At 60.9% G+C, this 13,784-nt stretch carries 13 protein-coding genes and 1 pseudogene; 7 read left to right on the top strand and 7 right to left on the bottom strand.

The features are described from left to right. Positions 1 to 155: 155 nt before the first annotated feature. The 4 genes from HX818_RS18170 to HX818_RS18155 all read left to right on the top strand — a co-directional run bounded on the left by HX818_RS18170 (position 156) and on the right by HX818_RS18155 (position 3,228). On the top strand, positions 156 to 1,358 hold the full coding sequence (locus HX818_RS18170) for a pyridoxal phosphate-dependent aminotransferase (RefSeq protein WP_177020496.1): 1,203 nt from the start codon (positions 156 to 158) through the stop codon (positions 1,356 to 1,358). Positions 1,359 to 1,397: 39 nt separating this feature from the next. Next, positions 1,398 to 1,883, top strand: a complete 486-nt coding sequence (locus tag HX818_RS18165) for an N-acetyltransferase (protein ID WP_008435578.1) — start codon at positions 1,398 to 1,400, stop codon at positions 1,881 to 1,883. 69 nt (positions 1,884 to 1,952) lie between these two features. Beyond that, complete coding sequence (locus tag HX818_RS18160) at positions 1,953 to 2,450, top strand: hypothetical protein (RefSeq protein WP_003216397.1); 498 nt, start codon at positions 1,953 to 1,955, stop codon at positions 2,448 to 2,450. A gap of 73 nt (positions 2,451 to 2,523) precedes the next feature. Further along, positions 2,524 to 3,228: a hypothetical protein gene (locus tag HX818_RS18155; RefSeq protein ID WP_003216395.1), complete on the top strand. Its 705-nt coding sequence runs from the start codon at positions 2,524 to 2,526 to the stop codon at positions 3,226 to 3,228. A 122-nt stretch (positions 3,229 to 3,350) separates the two neighbouring features. Here HX818_RS18155 and HX818_RS18150 read toward each other — a convergent pair whose 3' ends face one another. The 5 genes from HX818_RS18150 to glyA form a co-directional block, all read right to left on the bottom strand. Continuing rightward, positions 3,351 to 4,436, bottom strand: a complete 1,086-nt coding sequence (locus tag HX818_RS18150) for a pyridoxal phosphate-dependent aminotransferase (RefSeq protein ID WP_177020495.1) — start codon at positions 4,434 to 4,436, stop codon at positions 3,351 to 3,353. A gap of 149 nt (positions 4,437 to 4,585) precedes the next feature. Beyond that, the gene (locus HX818_RS18145) at positions 4,586 to 6,028 is read right to left on the bottom strand and encodes a cytochrome c (protein ID WP_177020494.1); all 1,443 of its coding nucleotides are present in this window, start codon (positions 6,026 to 6,028) and stop codon (positions 4,586 to 4,588) included. 3 nt (positions 6,029 to 6,031) lie between these two features. Then, on the bottom strand, positions 6,032 to 7,621 hold the full coding sequence (locus HX818_RS18140; RefSeq protein ID WP_102369856.1) for a GMC family oxidoreductase: 1,590 nt from the start codon (positions 7,619 to 7,621) through the stop codon (positions 6,032 to 6,034). Positions 7,622 to 7,635: 14 nt separating this feature from the next. After that, positions 7,636 to 8,172, bottom strand: a complete 537-nt coding sequence (locus tag HX818_RS18135) for a sugar dehydrogenase complex small subunit (RefSeq protein WP_177020493.1) — start codon at positions 8,170 to 8,172, stop codon at positions 7,636 to 7,638. Between the two features lie 256 nt (positions 8,173 to 8,428). Continuing rightward, a complete protein-coding gene (glyA, locus tag HX818_RS18130) occupies positions 8,429 to 9,784 on the bottom strand; it encodes a serine hydroxymethyltransferase (protein WP_102369857.1) in 1,356 nt (451 codons plus the stop codon). A 278-nt stretch (positions 9,785 to 10,062) separates the two neighbouring features. Between glyA and HX818_RS18125 the strand changes: the two genes are divergently transcribed. From HX818_RS18125 to HX818_RS31510, 3 genes and pseudogenes are all read left to right on the top strand, one after another. Beyond that, positions 10,063 to 10,668, top strand: a complete 606-nt coding sequence (locus HX818_RS18125; protein ID WP_177020492.1) for a helix-turn-helix transcriptional regulator — start codon at positions 10,063 to 10,065, stop codon at positions 10,666 to 10,668. Next, the gene (locus HX818_RS18120; RefSeq protein ID WP_177020491.1) at positions 10,655 to 11,551 is read left to right on the top strand and encodes a queuosine precursor transporter; all 897 of its coding nucleotides are present in this window, start codon (positions 10,655 to 10,657) and stop codon (positions 11,549 to 11,551) included. The genes HX818_RS18125 and HX818_RS18120 overlap by 14 nt, the downstream gene beginning before the upstream one ends. A gap of 323 nt (positions 11,552 to 11,874) precedes the next feature. Further along, a pseudogene (locus HX818_RS31510) lies at positions 11,875 to 11,979 on the top strand (VUT family protein); the annotation flags it as partial. Between the two features lie 112 nt (positions 11,980 to 12,091). Here HX818_RS31510 and queC read toward each other — a convergent pair. After that, positions 12,092 to 12,784, bottom strand: a complete 693-nt coding sequence (gene queC / locus HX818_RS18115; protein WP_003216378.1) for a 7-cyano-7-deazaguanine synthase QueC — start codon at positions 12,782 to 12,784, stop codon at positions 12,092 to 12,094. A 102-nt stretch (positions 12,785 to 12,886) separates the two neighbouring features. Further along, positions 12,887 to 13,774, bottom strand: a complete 888-nt coding sequence (gene cyoE, locus HX818_RS18110; RefSeq protein WP_003216376.1) for a heme o synthase — start codon at positions 13,772 to 13,774, stop codon at positions 12,887 to 12,889. Positions 13,775 to 13,784: the final 10 nt, after the last annotated feature.

The following is a 13,784-nucleotide window of genomic DNA, read 5'->3' as shown; positions in this document are numbered from 1 at the left end:
GGTCATCAGGCAGATAACCGGGGCATGGCCAGCCCCAGCTTCGTTGTAGCGGATTTTTTGCGCGCAGCCCTTGATGTGGATCAGGCGGCATGTTCTACAGTGGAACTGAAATTGACTAATTGACGCGGGCATCGATGCCGGCGAGGAGAGCAAGGATGCGTTATTCACCCTTTGTGGGGCGCATTGGCGGCGAATCCGTCAGTGCCTGGGATATTCACTACGCCGCCGCCGAAGCCCAACTGCGTGGCGAAGACGTGATTGTGCTCAGTGTCGGCGACCCGGATTTCGCCACACACAGCGCGATCTGTGAAACCGCCGTGGACGCCCTGCGCGCCGGCGACACCCACTACACCCCTGTGCTCGGCCGCCCGGAACTGCGGGAAGCCATCGCGGCCCGGCAGAGCCTGCTGCAAGGGATTGCGGTGCACGCCGACAATATCGCCCTGGTCGCCGGCGCGCAGAATGGCCTGTTCGCGGCCTGCTTGTGCCTGTTCAGCCACGGCGATGAAGTGCTGGTGCCGGAGCCGATGTACCTGACCTACGAGGCCTGTGTCCAAGCCTCGGGGGCACGCATTAGAACCGTCGAACAACCGGCCGCCAACGGTTTTCGCCTGACCCGCACCGCGCTGCAAGCCGCGATTACCGACAAGACCCGGGGCATCGCCCTCGCTACACCGTGCAACCCCACCGGCAACGTCTACTGCCGCGAAGAGCTGAAAGCCGTCGCGGAAGTGGCACGCGCCCACGACCTGTGGGTGATTTGCGATGAAGTGTATGGGCAGCTCATTTATGACGATCAACACCTGAGCATCAGCGCGTTGCCCGGCATGGCCGAGCGCACGGTGGTGCTCAACAGCCTGTCGAAAAGCCACGCCATGACCGGCTGGCGGGTTGGCTGGGTGGCCGGCCCGCCCACATTGATCAACCATCTGGAAAACTTGCTGCTGTGCATGATTTATGGCCTGCCAGGGTTTATCCAGGCGGCGGCGCTCAAGGCACTGGAACTGGATGAGGCCGTGGTCAGCGATGCCCGCGCGGTGTATCGGCGCCGGCGTGACCTGGTGGTGAACGCGTTGAGTGCGATCAGCGAGCTGGACTGCCGAGTCCCCCAGGCGGGCATGTTCATGCTGGTGGACGTACGCCGCACCGGGCTCAGCGGCCGGGAATTCGCCTGGCAACTGTATCGCCAGACCGGCGTATCGGTGCTTGACGCCCAAGCGTTTGGCCCCAGCGCCGAAGGGTTTGTGCGGGTTTCGTTTACCGTCGCCGATGACACCCTCAGGGAGGCTTGCCAGCGCATTGCCGGCTTCGTCGAAGGGCTTGGGGCCGACGCCGCGCCTTTACGTGATCGCCGATAACGGGCATAAAACGCCCTTTGCCCCGTTCGAAGGACTGCCATGTCTCAAGGATTGACCTATCGCCAGGCGCACCTGGATGACCTGCACACCCTGTGCGTGCTGGGCCAGCCGCTGAACCGCCTGCACCACCAGGAACGGCCCGATATCTACCGTGACGCCACCGACCAGGTGGAGCGCGACCAGTCCCATTGGCGGCCCTGCCTGACCAGCCGGGTTCAGGCGGTGTTTCTTGCCGAGCAGCACGGCGTTGGTGTTGGATTTATCACCGCGCAAATCATCGAGACCGCCAGCCCGTTGTTGCAGCCGCTGCGTGTTGCCAGGATCGGCTCGATCTGCGTGCTGGAGGCACACCGCGGCCAGGGCATTGGCCGTGAACTGATGGCGCTCGCCGAACGCTGGGCCATCCGCCAGGGCGCCCGGGATTTGCGCCTGACCGTCTGGGCCTTCAACGAACCGGCGCAGCGGCTGTACGAGGAATTGGGCTACGAAAAACGCGCCTTCGAAATGGGCAAGCGCCTCGGTTAAATCGATGGACAAGCCACGCGCGGCCCGGCGAATATCGACGCCCAACTTCATCAGGCACGGACGCTGACCATGCTCGACATTCTTCAGGGCACGCCCCTTTGGGTGTACGCCGTTTATCTGTGGATCTGCTGGTACGGGATCAAAGCCACCCGCGGCAGCCGCGAAAACCACCGGTCACTGGTTATCCTGCCGGTGGTGCTGGTGATCTGGTCGCTGTTGTCCATTGAGCATTCAACGCTGTCGATCGGTTGCTGGCTGGGCGGTGCCGCCGTGGGCTGCCTGTTGGCGATGGCGATGTTCACCGCCAAGGGTGCAAGCCTCGATGGCCACACGCTGGTGCTGCCCGGCACCTGGAAAATCCTGCTGATCTCCCAACTGTTCTTCGCCGTGAAGTATTACCTCGGTTACCAGCACGCCGTGCACCCGTTGCTGTCGAGCACCGCGCCAATGCTGGCCCTGGCGGGCGGGGCTTCGGGTTTTACCGTTGGGCTGTTTTGCGGGCGGGCGATCAAGCTGCAGCGGGCGTTGGCATCATTCAACCGGGATGAGGGCATTGTGCTGCCTTGACCTGATCCCCCTCCCCGCTGAAAATGCGCGACGCTTTTCCCGTCTCCCCGTTTACTGAAGTAGTGAAATTTCAATGTCCGATTCCCGCACCGAAGAATCCGTAGTCGCCTTGCAATCCAAAGCTGAATACGAAAACGCCATCAATCTTTCACAGCACGTGCCGGCGGCCAAGACCATCAGTGAAATGGTGCTGGACGCGTTCCACACCTCCAAGGAAAGCGACCAGATCCGCGAGCTGCGCGTGGCCATCCGCCAGGCCCACGACGCCTTCGACGACGACAAGGCCTACGACCTGATGGGCGAGCTCAAGCAGCTCAAGGACGCCGAAGCCGCCGACAACGCCGCCCTCGAAGACCTGAACAGCAAGTTCTCCATCAGCCGCATCCTGTCCAGCTTCAAGGACGACCCGGAGTTCCAGGAGCTGGTCTACGGCCTGGCCCTCAAGGTGCTGAACCAGACCCACCAGGCCATCAGCAACCCGAGCGCCGGCAAAGGCAAGGCTTCCCGCCCGAAGAAGGAAGTGGAAGTGTTCGCCATCAGCAAGGACGGCATCAGCGTCACCCTGCCGCTGCGTTCACCGCGCTCCAAGCCGAACGTGGACCGTGAGGCGTTTGAATTCCTCGGCTTTACCTTTGTCGGTGAAGGTGACGAGGCGGAACTGGAAGTTGAAACCTTTGTGGATAACTCGGGCGCCGAGCAGCCACTGACGCGTAAAAGCATCATCACCGCGCTGCAGCAGCAGACGGCGTTTGAGGGCTACAGCATCGCCCAGCAGTAACTCGATCTAAATGTGGGAGCGGGCTTGCTCGCGAAGACGGTGGGTCAGTCACGTATGCATTGACTGACACTCCGCTTTCGCGAGCAAGCCCGCTCCCACATTTGACCTGCGTCGCAGCGAATTCAGCCTACGACTTGAGCCGCAAACACCTCGCGAAACCGCTGCATCTCATCAGCGCTGCCCACGGTGACCCGCACCCACTTCGGCCAGTTTTGCCACACGCGCCCTATCTTCACGCCCTGCTCGCCCAGCCGCTCGATGACCTGTTCCGCCGGACGGCGCACATCAATCATGAAGCAGTTGCTGTGAGACGCCGTGCAGGCGAATCCGCGTTTTTTTAGCCAGGCCACCGTCTCATCCCGCAATCGGGTGTTGAGTGCCTTGCGCGCCGGCACCAGTTGCGCATCCGCAAGGCTGGCGCGGGCGGCGAGCAGGCTGGAGGCCGCCGGCACGTTGTCCCCGCCAAACACCGCCAGTTGTTCCAGCAGCTGCGGATGACCGATCGCAAGCCCCAGGCGTGCGCCGGCCAGGCCATAGATTTTCGAGAACGTGCGCAGCACCAGCAAGTCATCATGGTCCTTGACCCACGCCACACAACTGGGTGCGTCACTGAAGTCGATGTAGGCCTCGTCCACCAGCAAAATGCTGCCCTGGGGTTTGCGCGCCAGTGCCTGTTCGATGGCCTTGGCGGGTGTGAGGGTGCCGGTGGGATTGTTCGGGTTGCAGAGGTAGATCAGGCCGGGCTGGCGGTCAACGGTGAGCATGGCGGGAAGGTCATGGGCGTGATCGGCGTTGAGGTCCACTTCATGCACCCTGGCCTTGCACGACTCGGCTGCCTGGCGCGGAACTTCGTAGGAAGGCGTGGCCATCACCAGGCTGCGGGTTTCGCTGGTAAACGCCAGCACCGCGTAGCGCAACGCGGCCATGGAGCCGGCGAACACCGCCACCTGTTCCTCCAGAATGCCCTGCTGTTTGGCAAACTGTTCGACCAGCGCGTACATGTCCGGGTAAGGATAGCGCCCCGAGGTGGCGATGCCGCGCTGCATGGCCTGCCGCGCAGCCGGCGACGGCCCGTAGGGGCTTTCGTTGTAGTTGAGCAGCACCTCGGGCGCCGCCACGGCGGGGCTTGCCTCAGCCCAGTCCAGGCGACCCAGCAACGGCAAGACCGCGCCCAGTGCGATCAGGGAACGACGACTCACGTTGACCATGAAGACCTCTCCTTGTCGGCTCGCAGCTTCAGGTGCGGGATTCGCCCCCGTTCCTGCAATTGGGTATGACGAGGAAAACAGCCGGTGATTTACCCAACCAACAAAAAGCCCCGCACTTCATACCGAAGGCGGGGCTTTTGCGTTTCCGGCTAGTTGGAATGAAAACGCCGGTTCAACGCGATCCGCTTGGCCTCCACTGCCCGCAGGTGTTGGTGGTGACGGCGCCACAGCAACAGCACGATGATCAGCACCAGCACCACCAGGCCACCGCCCCACAGCAGGTACGGCATGGCCGTGATCAACAACGGCGCATCCCCACCGCGACGCAGGCTGGTGACTTCTTCGGAACTGACGCTCAACGCCGGGTTGCCGAAGGTGTGCAGGCTGTAGTTGGCGATGGCGGCGATTTGCGCGTCGTTCAGGTCACCGCCCAGGGCCGGCATGCTCACGGCGCCGTCGGCACCTTTGCGGTCGATGCCCGCGATGATCGCCATCACCAGGTTGTTGGCCTGGTTGCCGTTGAGCGCGGTGTTGAGGCTCAGGGACGGGTAGAACTTGTCAGCCGAGCCCTGGCCATCGCGGCCGTGGCAGCTGGAGCAGGCCGAGTTGTAAAGGCGTGCGCCATCCAGTCCGGTGGCGTCGGCCAGTGAGGCTTGATCGCCCTGGCCGGTTTCCAGGGTGCTCATGTCCACCGGCTTGACGTCACGCACCACCCGCTCGGTTTGCCCGGGATCGCGGATCGGCGGCACGCTGTGCAGGTAGGCGGCCATGGCATGCAGGTCGCTGTCGCTGAGGTAGCGGAAGCTGTTTTCCACGGCTTCGGCCATGCCGCCCGCGGCTTGGGCCTTGTCGGCGAGGTGACCGTTTTTCAGGAAGTTGACCAGGTCATCTTCGCTCCAGTCCCCCAGCCCGCTGACCTTGTCGGAGGTGATGTTGGGCGCGACCCAGCCACCCAGTTTCGCACCGGCCAGGTACTGGCTGTTGTCCTCGGCCATCAAGGCATTACGTGGGGTGTGGCAGGCGCCGCAGTGGGCGAGGTTGTCCACCAGGTACTGGCCGCGACGGGTCTGTTCGGTGGCGCCGGGCTTGGGCACAAAACCCTGGCTGTCGAGGAACACCAGGTTCCAGCCGAACATCAGTTGGCGGATGTTGAACGGGAACGCCAGGTGCGTTTCCGGCACCGGCTGGTCCACGGCTTTGACGCCCTGTTGCAGGTACACATACAAGGCGTGGATGTCGTCATCGCTCATGCCCTGGTAAGAGGTGTAGGGCATCGCCGGGTACAGGTGCTGGCCCTTGGCGTTGATGCCTTTGCGCAAGGCGTCCGCCAGTTGCTGCTCGGTGTAGTCGCCGATGCCGTAGGCCTTGGACGGGGTGATGTTGCTGGAGATGATCTTGCCCATGGGCGAGTCGATCACATACCCGCCGGCCAGCGGCGCGCCGCCATTCTCGGCGGTACGGTGGCAGGCTTCGCAGTCGCCGGCACGGGCGACATACGCACCTTTCTGGATCAGCGCGGCAGTGTCTTCAGCGGCAAACACCGGCAACGCGGTGAGCAGCAAGGCCAGCAATGGAAATTTAAGCAATCCCATGACCTAGACCTCCCGCGCAATGATGTCGGCCATACGGATACTCAGCGCCACGCCGGCCAGGGTCGGGTTGATGGTGCCGGAGGCCGGTATCACCCCGGTGGTGGCGAGAAACAGGTTGGCGTGGTCGTGGGTGCGGCACTCGTGGTTGACCACCGAATCCTTGGGGTTGGCGCCCATGATCACGGTGCCCATCAGGTGGTCGCGGTTCTGGTAGCCGGTGTTGTCTTCCACCACCGTGCCGCCCATCAGCTGCACGAAGTGCGCATAGTCTTCAGTGACGCCGGCCTTGGCCGCCTTCACGTAGTCGCCCACCTCGTAGTTGACCACCAGCATCGGAATGCCCAGGGCGTCCTTGCGGGTGCGGCTCGGGCGCACGGTGTTGGTCTGCAATGGCAGGGTTTCATACACGGTAGAGACGTCGACCCAACGCGCCGCATCGTGGCGGATGCGTTCGTCCAGCTCCTTGCCGTACACGCCCTGGGCGATCAGCCGCTTGGCCACGGCAATGTTCGGCACGTTGTTGGAGATCGAGTGTTTGACCGAGGCCCGCTCCTTGCGGAACTCGCCGTCGCGGCGGTTGAAAATCCCGCCCTGCTGCACCGCGCCGCGTCCCGGCCACAACGGCTCGTCGGCGATAAATTGCAGGCCCTGGCCAGTGTGGTCCATCAGGTTGCGACCGACCTGGTCGGAGGAGTTGGCCACCTCGGAAATCAGCAGCAGCTTGGGGGTTTCCAGGCCGTGGGCGGCAACGATGAAGTACTTGGCAGTGAGCCGCACATCGGCGCCGGTGGAGCTGCGGTAATGGATCGCGACGATCTTGTCGTCCGCGCCTTTTTCCAGCTTGTAGGCGGTGGCGTCGGTGATCAGCTTGGCGCCGGCCTGTTCCGCATGGCGGGCGTGCACGTCGCCGCTGTACATCGCGCCAATGGGGCAGACCGGCATGCAGTTGTTGTTGCCGCTGCACGCCGGGCGCCCGTCGTAGGGTTCAGTGGCACGGCCATTGGGCTCATGGATAAAGTGATACCCCGCCGGTGCCATGCGTTCGCGCAGGCGCTGGAACAGGTAGGTATCACCTTCCGGCGCCATCGGGTACGGGCTTGAGCGTGGCGGGAAAGCGCCGCCGCCCTGCCCGCTCTGGTCCTGGGTGTCACTGCCGCATACGCCCAGGGCAATTTCCGCACGCACGTAATAGGGTTCCAGCTCGCTGTATTCCAGCGGCCAGTCGCGACCTACGCCGTAGAGCGTCTTGAGCTTCATGTCGTTGGGCAAGTAACGCCAGCACGCTGCCGCCCAGTGCCAGGTGGTACCGCCCACCAGTTTCAACATGCCGGGGCGGAACTCGAAAGAACCGGTGTTCTCGATGTATTGCTCATCATAAGAATGATGGGCCCACGGCTCATTCGGATAGGGTGAGTTGTAATTGCCCTTGTTCGACGAATTACGGAAGTTCTCGACTATCTTCCAGCGGGGAATATGTTCACCGGCTTCCAGAATAATCACTGACTTGCCGAGTTTGGCCAATTCAAAGGCTGCGTTACTGCCTAATGCGCCGGAGCCAACCACAATGACATCGGCGTCAAAATCCTGATTCATAAAAGTGCCTTGTCTTAGTCGTTGGCCAGCGTGGCCGGAGGATTGACCCAGTAATTGGTTTTTCCCCGGGAGTACGTCGGGATCACCGTGGCGTCCGCGGTCGGCGCATAGGCCAGGGCGCCAGTGAAGGTGACCAGGCGCGTGCCGTCGGTGGCGCGCAGGGACACCGGCGTGCCGGTGTAGCCCAGGTACCAGGCGGAGACGATTTTCTGCGTCGTGTCCTTGATCACCGGGTCGGCGTAGAACGGGCTGCCGGACAACTGGCCGACGTTGCGCAAGTGATGCTGGCCAACCTTGCTCCACAAGGCTTTGATCTTCTCGGGGAATGCAGGGTCGTTCCGGGTGCACTGAGCCAGGATGCGCAAGGACAAGGCGGCATCCAGGTTCGAGCGTTCGAGGAGGAACATCGACAGTTGGCGGAAGGATTCAATGTCGTCGCTGGCGGCGCTGCTGACTTCCTGCGCCAGCGCGGCACCTGCCCACAGTGGGGCAAACAGGCCAGCACCGGTCAAGGCTGCGCCTGTATACAGGAGTTTTCTTCGGGTTATCACGGGATATCTCCTCATGAGTCGAACAACTATCGGCGCACGGGCCTAGTTCGACTTCACTGCAAAAGGCTGAGTACTTCGTTCACGGAGGTTGAACGGACTTTAAGAGCCCTTTTTATAACTGCCAGGAGAACGCCAAGCTGTCGTGCAGCTTGTTAATGATGAGAATGAGCAACAACGCGACCGTCTATAACAGCCGCTTAAACACCGTACAGCAATTTATCCTGCAATAACATGAAACATCCATTTGGATGTTTGCTCAGTTGTGCAGGTAATCCGCGAGGGGATACTTCGCGCACAAGGCTTGAGCCTGCAAGCGCAGGGATTCCTGTGCATTCGGATCCAGGGTGAACTTGTGCTCGTTGAGGGGCGTGACCGCATCGAGTACCCGGCACACCAGTTCGACGACCTGCCGACATCCATCGGCGTCGAGCTGGCGTTGCGCCAGGGAGCCGGTGCCGATACACAACCCGCCAGCGACGAATGATGGTCGCGTCTCTCCCGGTGCCCGATGCTTGTCCACGATGATGCCGCACTGCTCCAGCGCCGCCTGGGCGATGGCGCCGGTGATGCCGCCACGCAAGCGAATCAGCACCGAGTGGTTTTCACTGCGCCCGCCCACCACCTCGTAGTCACAGGCCTGGAACGCGCTGGCCAGTTCGTCGGCCGTGGTGCGAATACGCGCCATCCAGGCGTCGAAATCCGCGGACATGGCGTAGCCGAACGCCGCCGCCTTTGCCGCGATCATGTTGAAGGCCGGTGCGCCCTGCATTCGTGGGAACACGGCTTGATCGAGGAGCCGGCTGAAGCTGGTCTTAAGGCCCGGCACCTTGGTTTCGGCGTCGCGACCGGAAAGGATCAGGCCGCCACGCGGGCCGCCCAGTTGTTTATGGGTGCACAGCGTAGTGACGTGGGCTGCGTCGATCGGGCTCGGATGGCGCCCGGTGGCGACCAGGCCGGCGATGGTCGAAATGTCCGCCAGCAGGATCGACCCGGCTTCGTCGGCAATCCCACGCAAGCGCGCGAAATCAATGGTGTGCGAGTAGGCCGTCGCCCCGCAGATGATCACGCGCGGGCGATGGGCCAGCGCCAGTGTGCGCACCTGGTCGTAGTCGATAACACCCTTGGAGGTAGTGCCGTACCTGAGCGCCTTGTAGTTCGCGCCGGTGAACGCGACGGGGCTGGCGTGGCTCAGATGCCCGCCGTGATCGGGGGCCATGCCGAGCACGGTGTCTCCCGGCTCCAGCAAGGCCGCCAGTACCTGATAGTTGGCAGTCGACCCCGAGTGTGATTGCACGCCGGCGTATTGCGCACCGAACAGCTCACGCGCTCGGCGCACAGCCAGGGCTTCGACCCGGTCGGCATTCTCGCAGCCGGCGTGATGACGCCAGCCGGGCGTGCCCTCGGCGGTCACGTTGACCAGCAGCGAGGCGGACGCCGCCAGGATATTCGGCCTCACTGCGCAGGACGAAGCGGCCAGCGACAGCGTCTGGTGTTGGCGCGTGACTTCCGCATCCAGCAACGCTGCCAGCTCCGCGTCTTCTGCCCGTAGATCCGCCAGCCCTCGTTGCAGCAGGTCGGCCTGGTGGGTAAGTGGTTGCGTGTCGACTGCCATTGTCCTGTGTTCCTTCCCTGAAAATCCCGTGCGCCTTTCCGTTGGGCGCAGGGCAATTAAGCAGAAAAATGAACATTTTCCAAATTAAATGATTCTTTTTGGCCGCACACAGGGGGACAAGACGCGGTTTTTCCTGGCTGGATGATGGCCAATCGCCAAAAAACTGATCACAGTCTTTATTCTTGTGGCAGGCGCATGCAACACTTCGCGCCGCGGCGAAGCACGCACCCCAGCGCAACATGGACGCTCTGTGTAGAACATAAGGAAGTGGTGGGCATTTGATTCACAGAAAAGAACGCACCGAGTATTTGAAGAGCAATATCAAATACCTGATCAAGAGCCGCGGAGAGACGCAGCTGTCGTTGTGCAATGCGGCCGGCCTGACCAGAACCACGATCTACAACATTCTGGAAGGCAAGGTCGTCAACGTACAGCAGTCCACCATCCGCAAGATCTCGGATTTCTTCGGCGTTTCCTATGAAGAAATCGAGACCCTCGACTTCGAAGAAAAAGAGATCATCGACAGCAGTATTTCCCCCCAGGGCAACATGAACCCTGCTGCCGTGCCGATCATCAAGCAAAGCCAGGTCATGACGAGCATGGACAAGCGCATTGGCGAACTCGCCACGCTGTACCCGCTGACCTACTACTTCGGCACTTCCTACAACTTGATAGCCGTGCTGCTGGAACATGCGATTGCCGGCGTCAACGAGCCGGGCGATTTGTTGATCGTGCAGAAAGGGACGTCGAGCGACGACAAGGAAAAGTTGGTGTACGACAGGCTCAGCAAAAAACTATTTATCACGGATCAAGCGTGTGTCAGCTCGGATCGTATCTGTGTGGTGGGAGATATCATCGAGGAGCGCTTCAATGACAACGTATGAGCACGAAGTCGAGAACAGCAAATACAAGTTGCTGGGGTTCGAGAATGACAAGAGCCTGGCGGTGATCATGGTGATCGCCACGGGCAAGATCATTCGGATAAAGCTGAGCGAAGTGCTGAACAGCGAAATCATGGACAATTTAAATAAAATGGAAGTCAAGAACATGTACAAGAAGTTCTACTCACAGGGCGGAGCGCTGACCGCGTACGACCTCAACGACCGCAACGAGAACTCATGGATGATTTACATCATCCTGAACCTGCTGCTCTTTACGTTCTATATCTTCACCAGCATCGCCGCGACCAAACCTATTTACCTGGAGTCGCTGGGCATTATCGTCACGCCCGGCACGTTCCTTTACCCGCTGACGTTTCTGATCGTGGACTTGCTCAACGAACAATTCGGCCTGCGGCTGGCGAGACGGGCCATCCTGTTTGCGTTTGCCAGTAACGCGATGATCATCATCCTGCTCTACGGCTCGACCTTCCTCCCCGGCTTGCCAGGCTGGAAGCTCGACGGGCCTTACAACGACGTGATCATCCAGGTGTCGTCGGTGCTCATCGCCTCTTCGGTTTCGTTCCTGGTGTCGGAGAACATCAACTCGTACCTGCTGTGCAAGATCAAGGAGCTGACCAATTCCAGGTATCTGTTCCTGCGGATTTTCCTGAGTACGTTCTTCGCGGTGATTATCGACAGTTTCCTGTTCTGCTTCATCGCGTTCTACGGCGCCATGCAGACCAGCGACATCCTGAACATGATCTACGTGCAGATCGCGATCAAAGTCTGCTTTGCCTTCATCAACATCCTGCCGGCCTACGGCGCCCGCTCGCTGTTCAAGCGCTACATCAAGGGCGATACCCAGGCCCAACCGCACGCCAGCTGATGATCGTTCCCACGCTCTGCGTGGGAATGCCGCGTTGGACGTTCCGCGTCCGCCTTTGTGACGCGGAGCGTCACGGGATGCGTTCCCACGCGGAGCGTGGGAACGATCGACAGGTCTGCTTTGCCTTCATCAACATCCTGCCGGCCTACGGTGCCCGTTCGCTGTTCAAGCTACATCACGGGCGATACCCAGACCCAACCGCACGCCAGCTGATGATCGTTCCCACGCTCTGCGTGGGAATGCCGCCTTGGACGCTCCGCGTCCGCCTTTGTGACGCGGAGCGTCACGGGATGCATTCCCACGCGGAGCGTGGGAACGATTAACAGGTCTGCTTTGCCTTCATCAACATCCTGCCGGCCTACGGTGCCCGCTCGCTGTTCAAGCGCTACATCACGGGCGATACCCAGGCCCAACCGCACGCCAGCTGATGATCGTTCCCACGCTCTGCGTGGGAATGCCGCCTTGGACGCTCCGCGTCCGCCTTTGTGACGCGGAGCGTCACGGGATGCGTGCCCACGCGGAGCGTGGGAACGATCGACATCACGCCAGTTTGCTTTTCAGGCTCTGCATGACGGCTGCCTTGTTTTCGAGGTAGTCGTTCAGGCCACGTGCGCGCAGGTTGCACGCGTCGCAGTTGCCACAACCCGTACCGATAATGCCGTTGTAGCAGGTCAGGGTCTGGTTGCGGATCAGGTCCAGCTGCTGGTGATCGTCCGCCAGGGCCCAGGTCTCGGCCTTGTTCAGCCACATCAACGGCGTTTCCAGGCGCACGTCGTATTCCATGCCCAGTTGCAGCGCTTTGTTCAGCGCCTTGACGAACTCGTCCCGGCAATCGGGATAGCCGGAGAAGTCGGTTTCACACACCCCGGTGATCACCGTTTCCGCCTTGACCTGATAGGCGTAGATCGCCGCCAAGGTTAAGAACAGAATGTTCCGCCCCGGCACGAAGGTGCTCGGCAAACTCTCGCCCGAGCTGTTCACCGTGGGTACCGGAATGTTGTCGCGGGTCAGGCTGCTGATGGCCAGCTCGTTCAACAGCGACACGTCCATCACTTTGTGAACGGTGGCGCCCAGCTGTTTGGCGAGTTTCTGTGCGACTTCGATTTCCGCCACATGGCGCTGGCCATAATCGAAGGTAATGCAGTGCACCTCGTCATACAGCGCCAGTGCCTGGATCAGGCAGGTGGTCGAATCCTGCCCACCACTGAATACGATAACGGCTTTTTTACTCATCACGCTGCTTCCTGCATTTGTAAGATTTGGCATAGTTTAAAGGCCCCTCAATAAAAAACCCCGCGCTTCTTTCGAAGGCGGGGTTTTTTACTGCTCGATCACTCAGTGAGCGTACGTCAGCAGCAACTCTTTCGGCACCTGGAAATCCAGGGACATCATCACGCTCAAGGCGGTGATGGTGAAGATCGAGAAGACGAACAGCTTGCGTGCCCAGACGGTGTCATCCACCGCCTTGTAGCCGGTCCAGGCCATGTACAACCAGTACATGCCCATGGCGGCGGCAACGGCGAGGTAGCTCATGCCGGCGTAGCCACTGAAGGTCAACATCAAGGTCGCCACGAGGAAGGCCAGGATGTAGAGCAGGATGTGTTTCTTGGCGACCTTGATGCCACGCTTGACCGGAAGAACCGGAATCGAGGCAGCCAGGTAGTCGTTGAAGCGGAAGATCGCGATGGCATAGGAGTGCGGCATCTGCCACAGGCTGAACATCACCAGTAGCACCAACGCGGCCATGTCGAAGCTATTGGTCACAGCCACATAACCAATCACCGGCGGCATCGCCCCCGACAGACTGCCCACCAGCGTGCCGTGAACCGACTTGCGCTTGAGGTACAGGCTGTAGAAGCCGACGTAGATGACAAAGCCGATCACGGCAAACAGCGCCGCCAGCGGGTTGGCCACCTTGTACAGCAACACCACGCCGGCGATACCCAGGATGGTCGCGAAGATCAGTGCCAGTTTCAGGGAGATAAGGCCCTGGACCAGCACACGATTCTTGGTGCGTTCCATCTTGATGTCGATATCGCGGTCGATGCAGTTGTTGAATACACAACCGGAAGCTACCACCAGGGACGTGCCGATCATCGCAGCCAGGAAAATGGCCAGATCGACATGCCCCTTGGAGGCCAGGAAGAAACCGCCTGCCACAGAAAGCACGTTACCGAAAATGATCCCCGGTTTGGTGATTTGGATAAAGTGCTTAAGCGACATCGGGTCTTAC

Source organism: Pseudomonas sp. F9001, from assembly GCF_013385435.1.
Classification (GTDB): Bacteria; Pseudomonadota; Gammaproteobacteria; order Pseudomonadales; family Pseudomonadaceae; genus Aquipseudomonas.
This window is presented reverse-complemented; position numbering and strand designations above follow the sequence as displayed.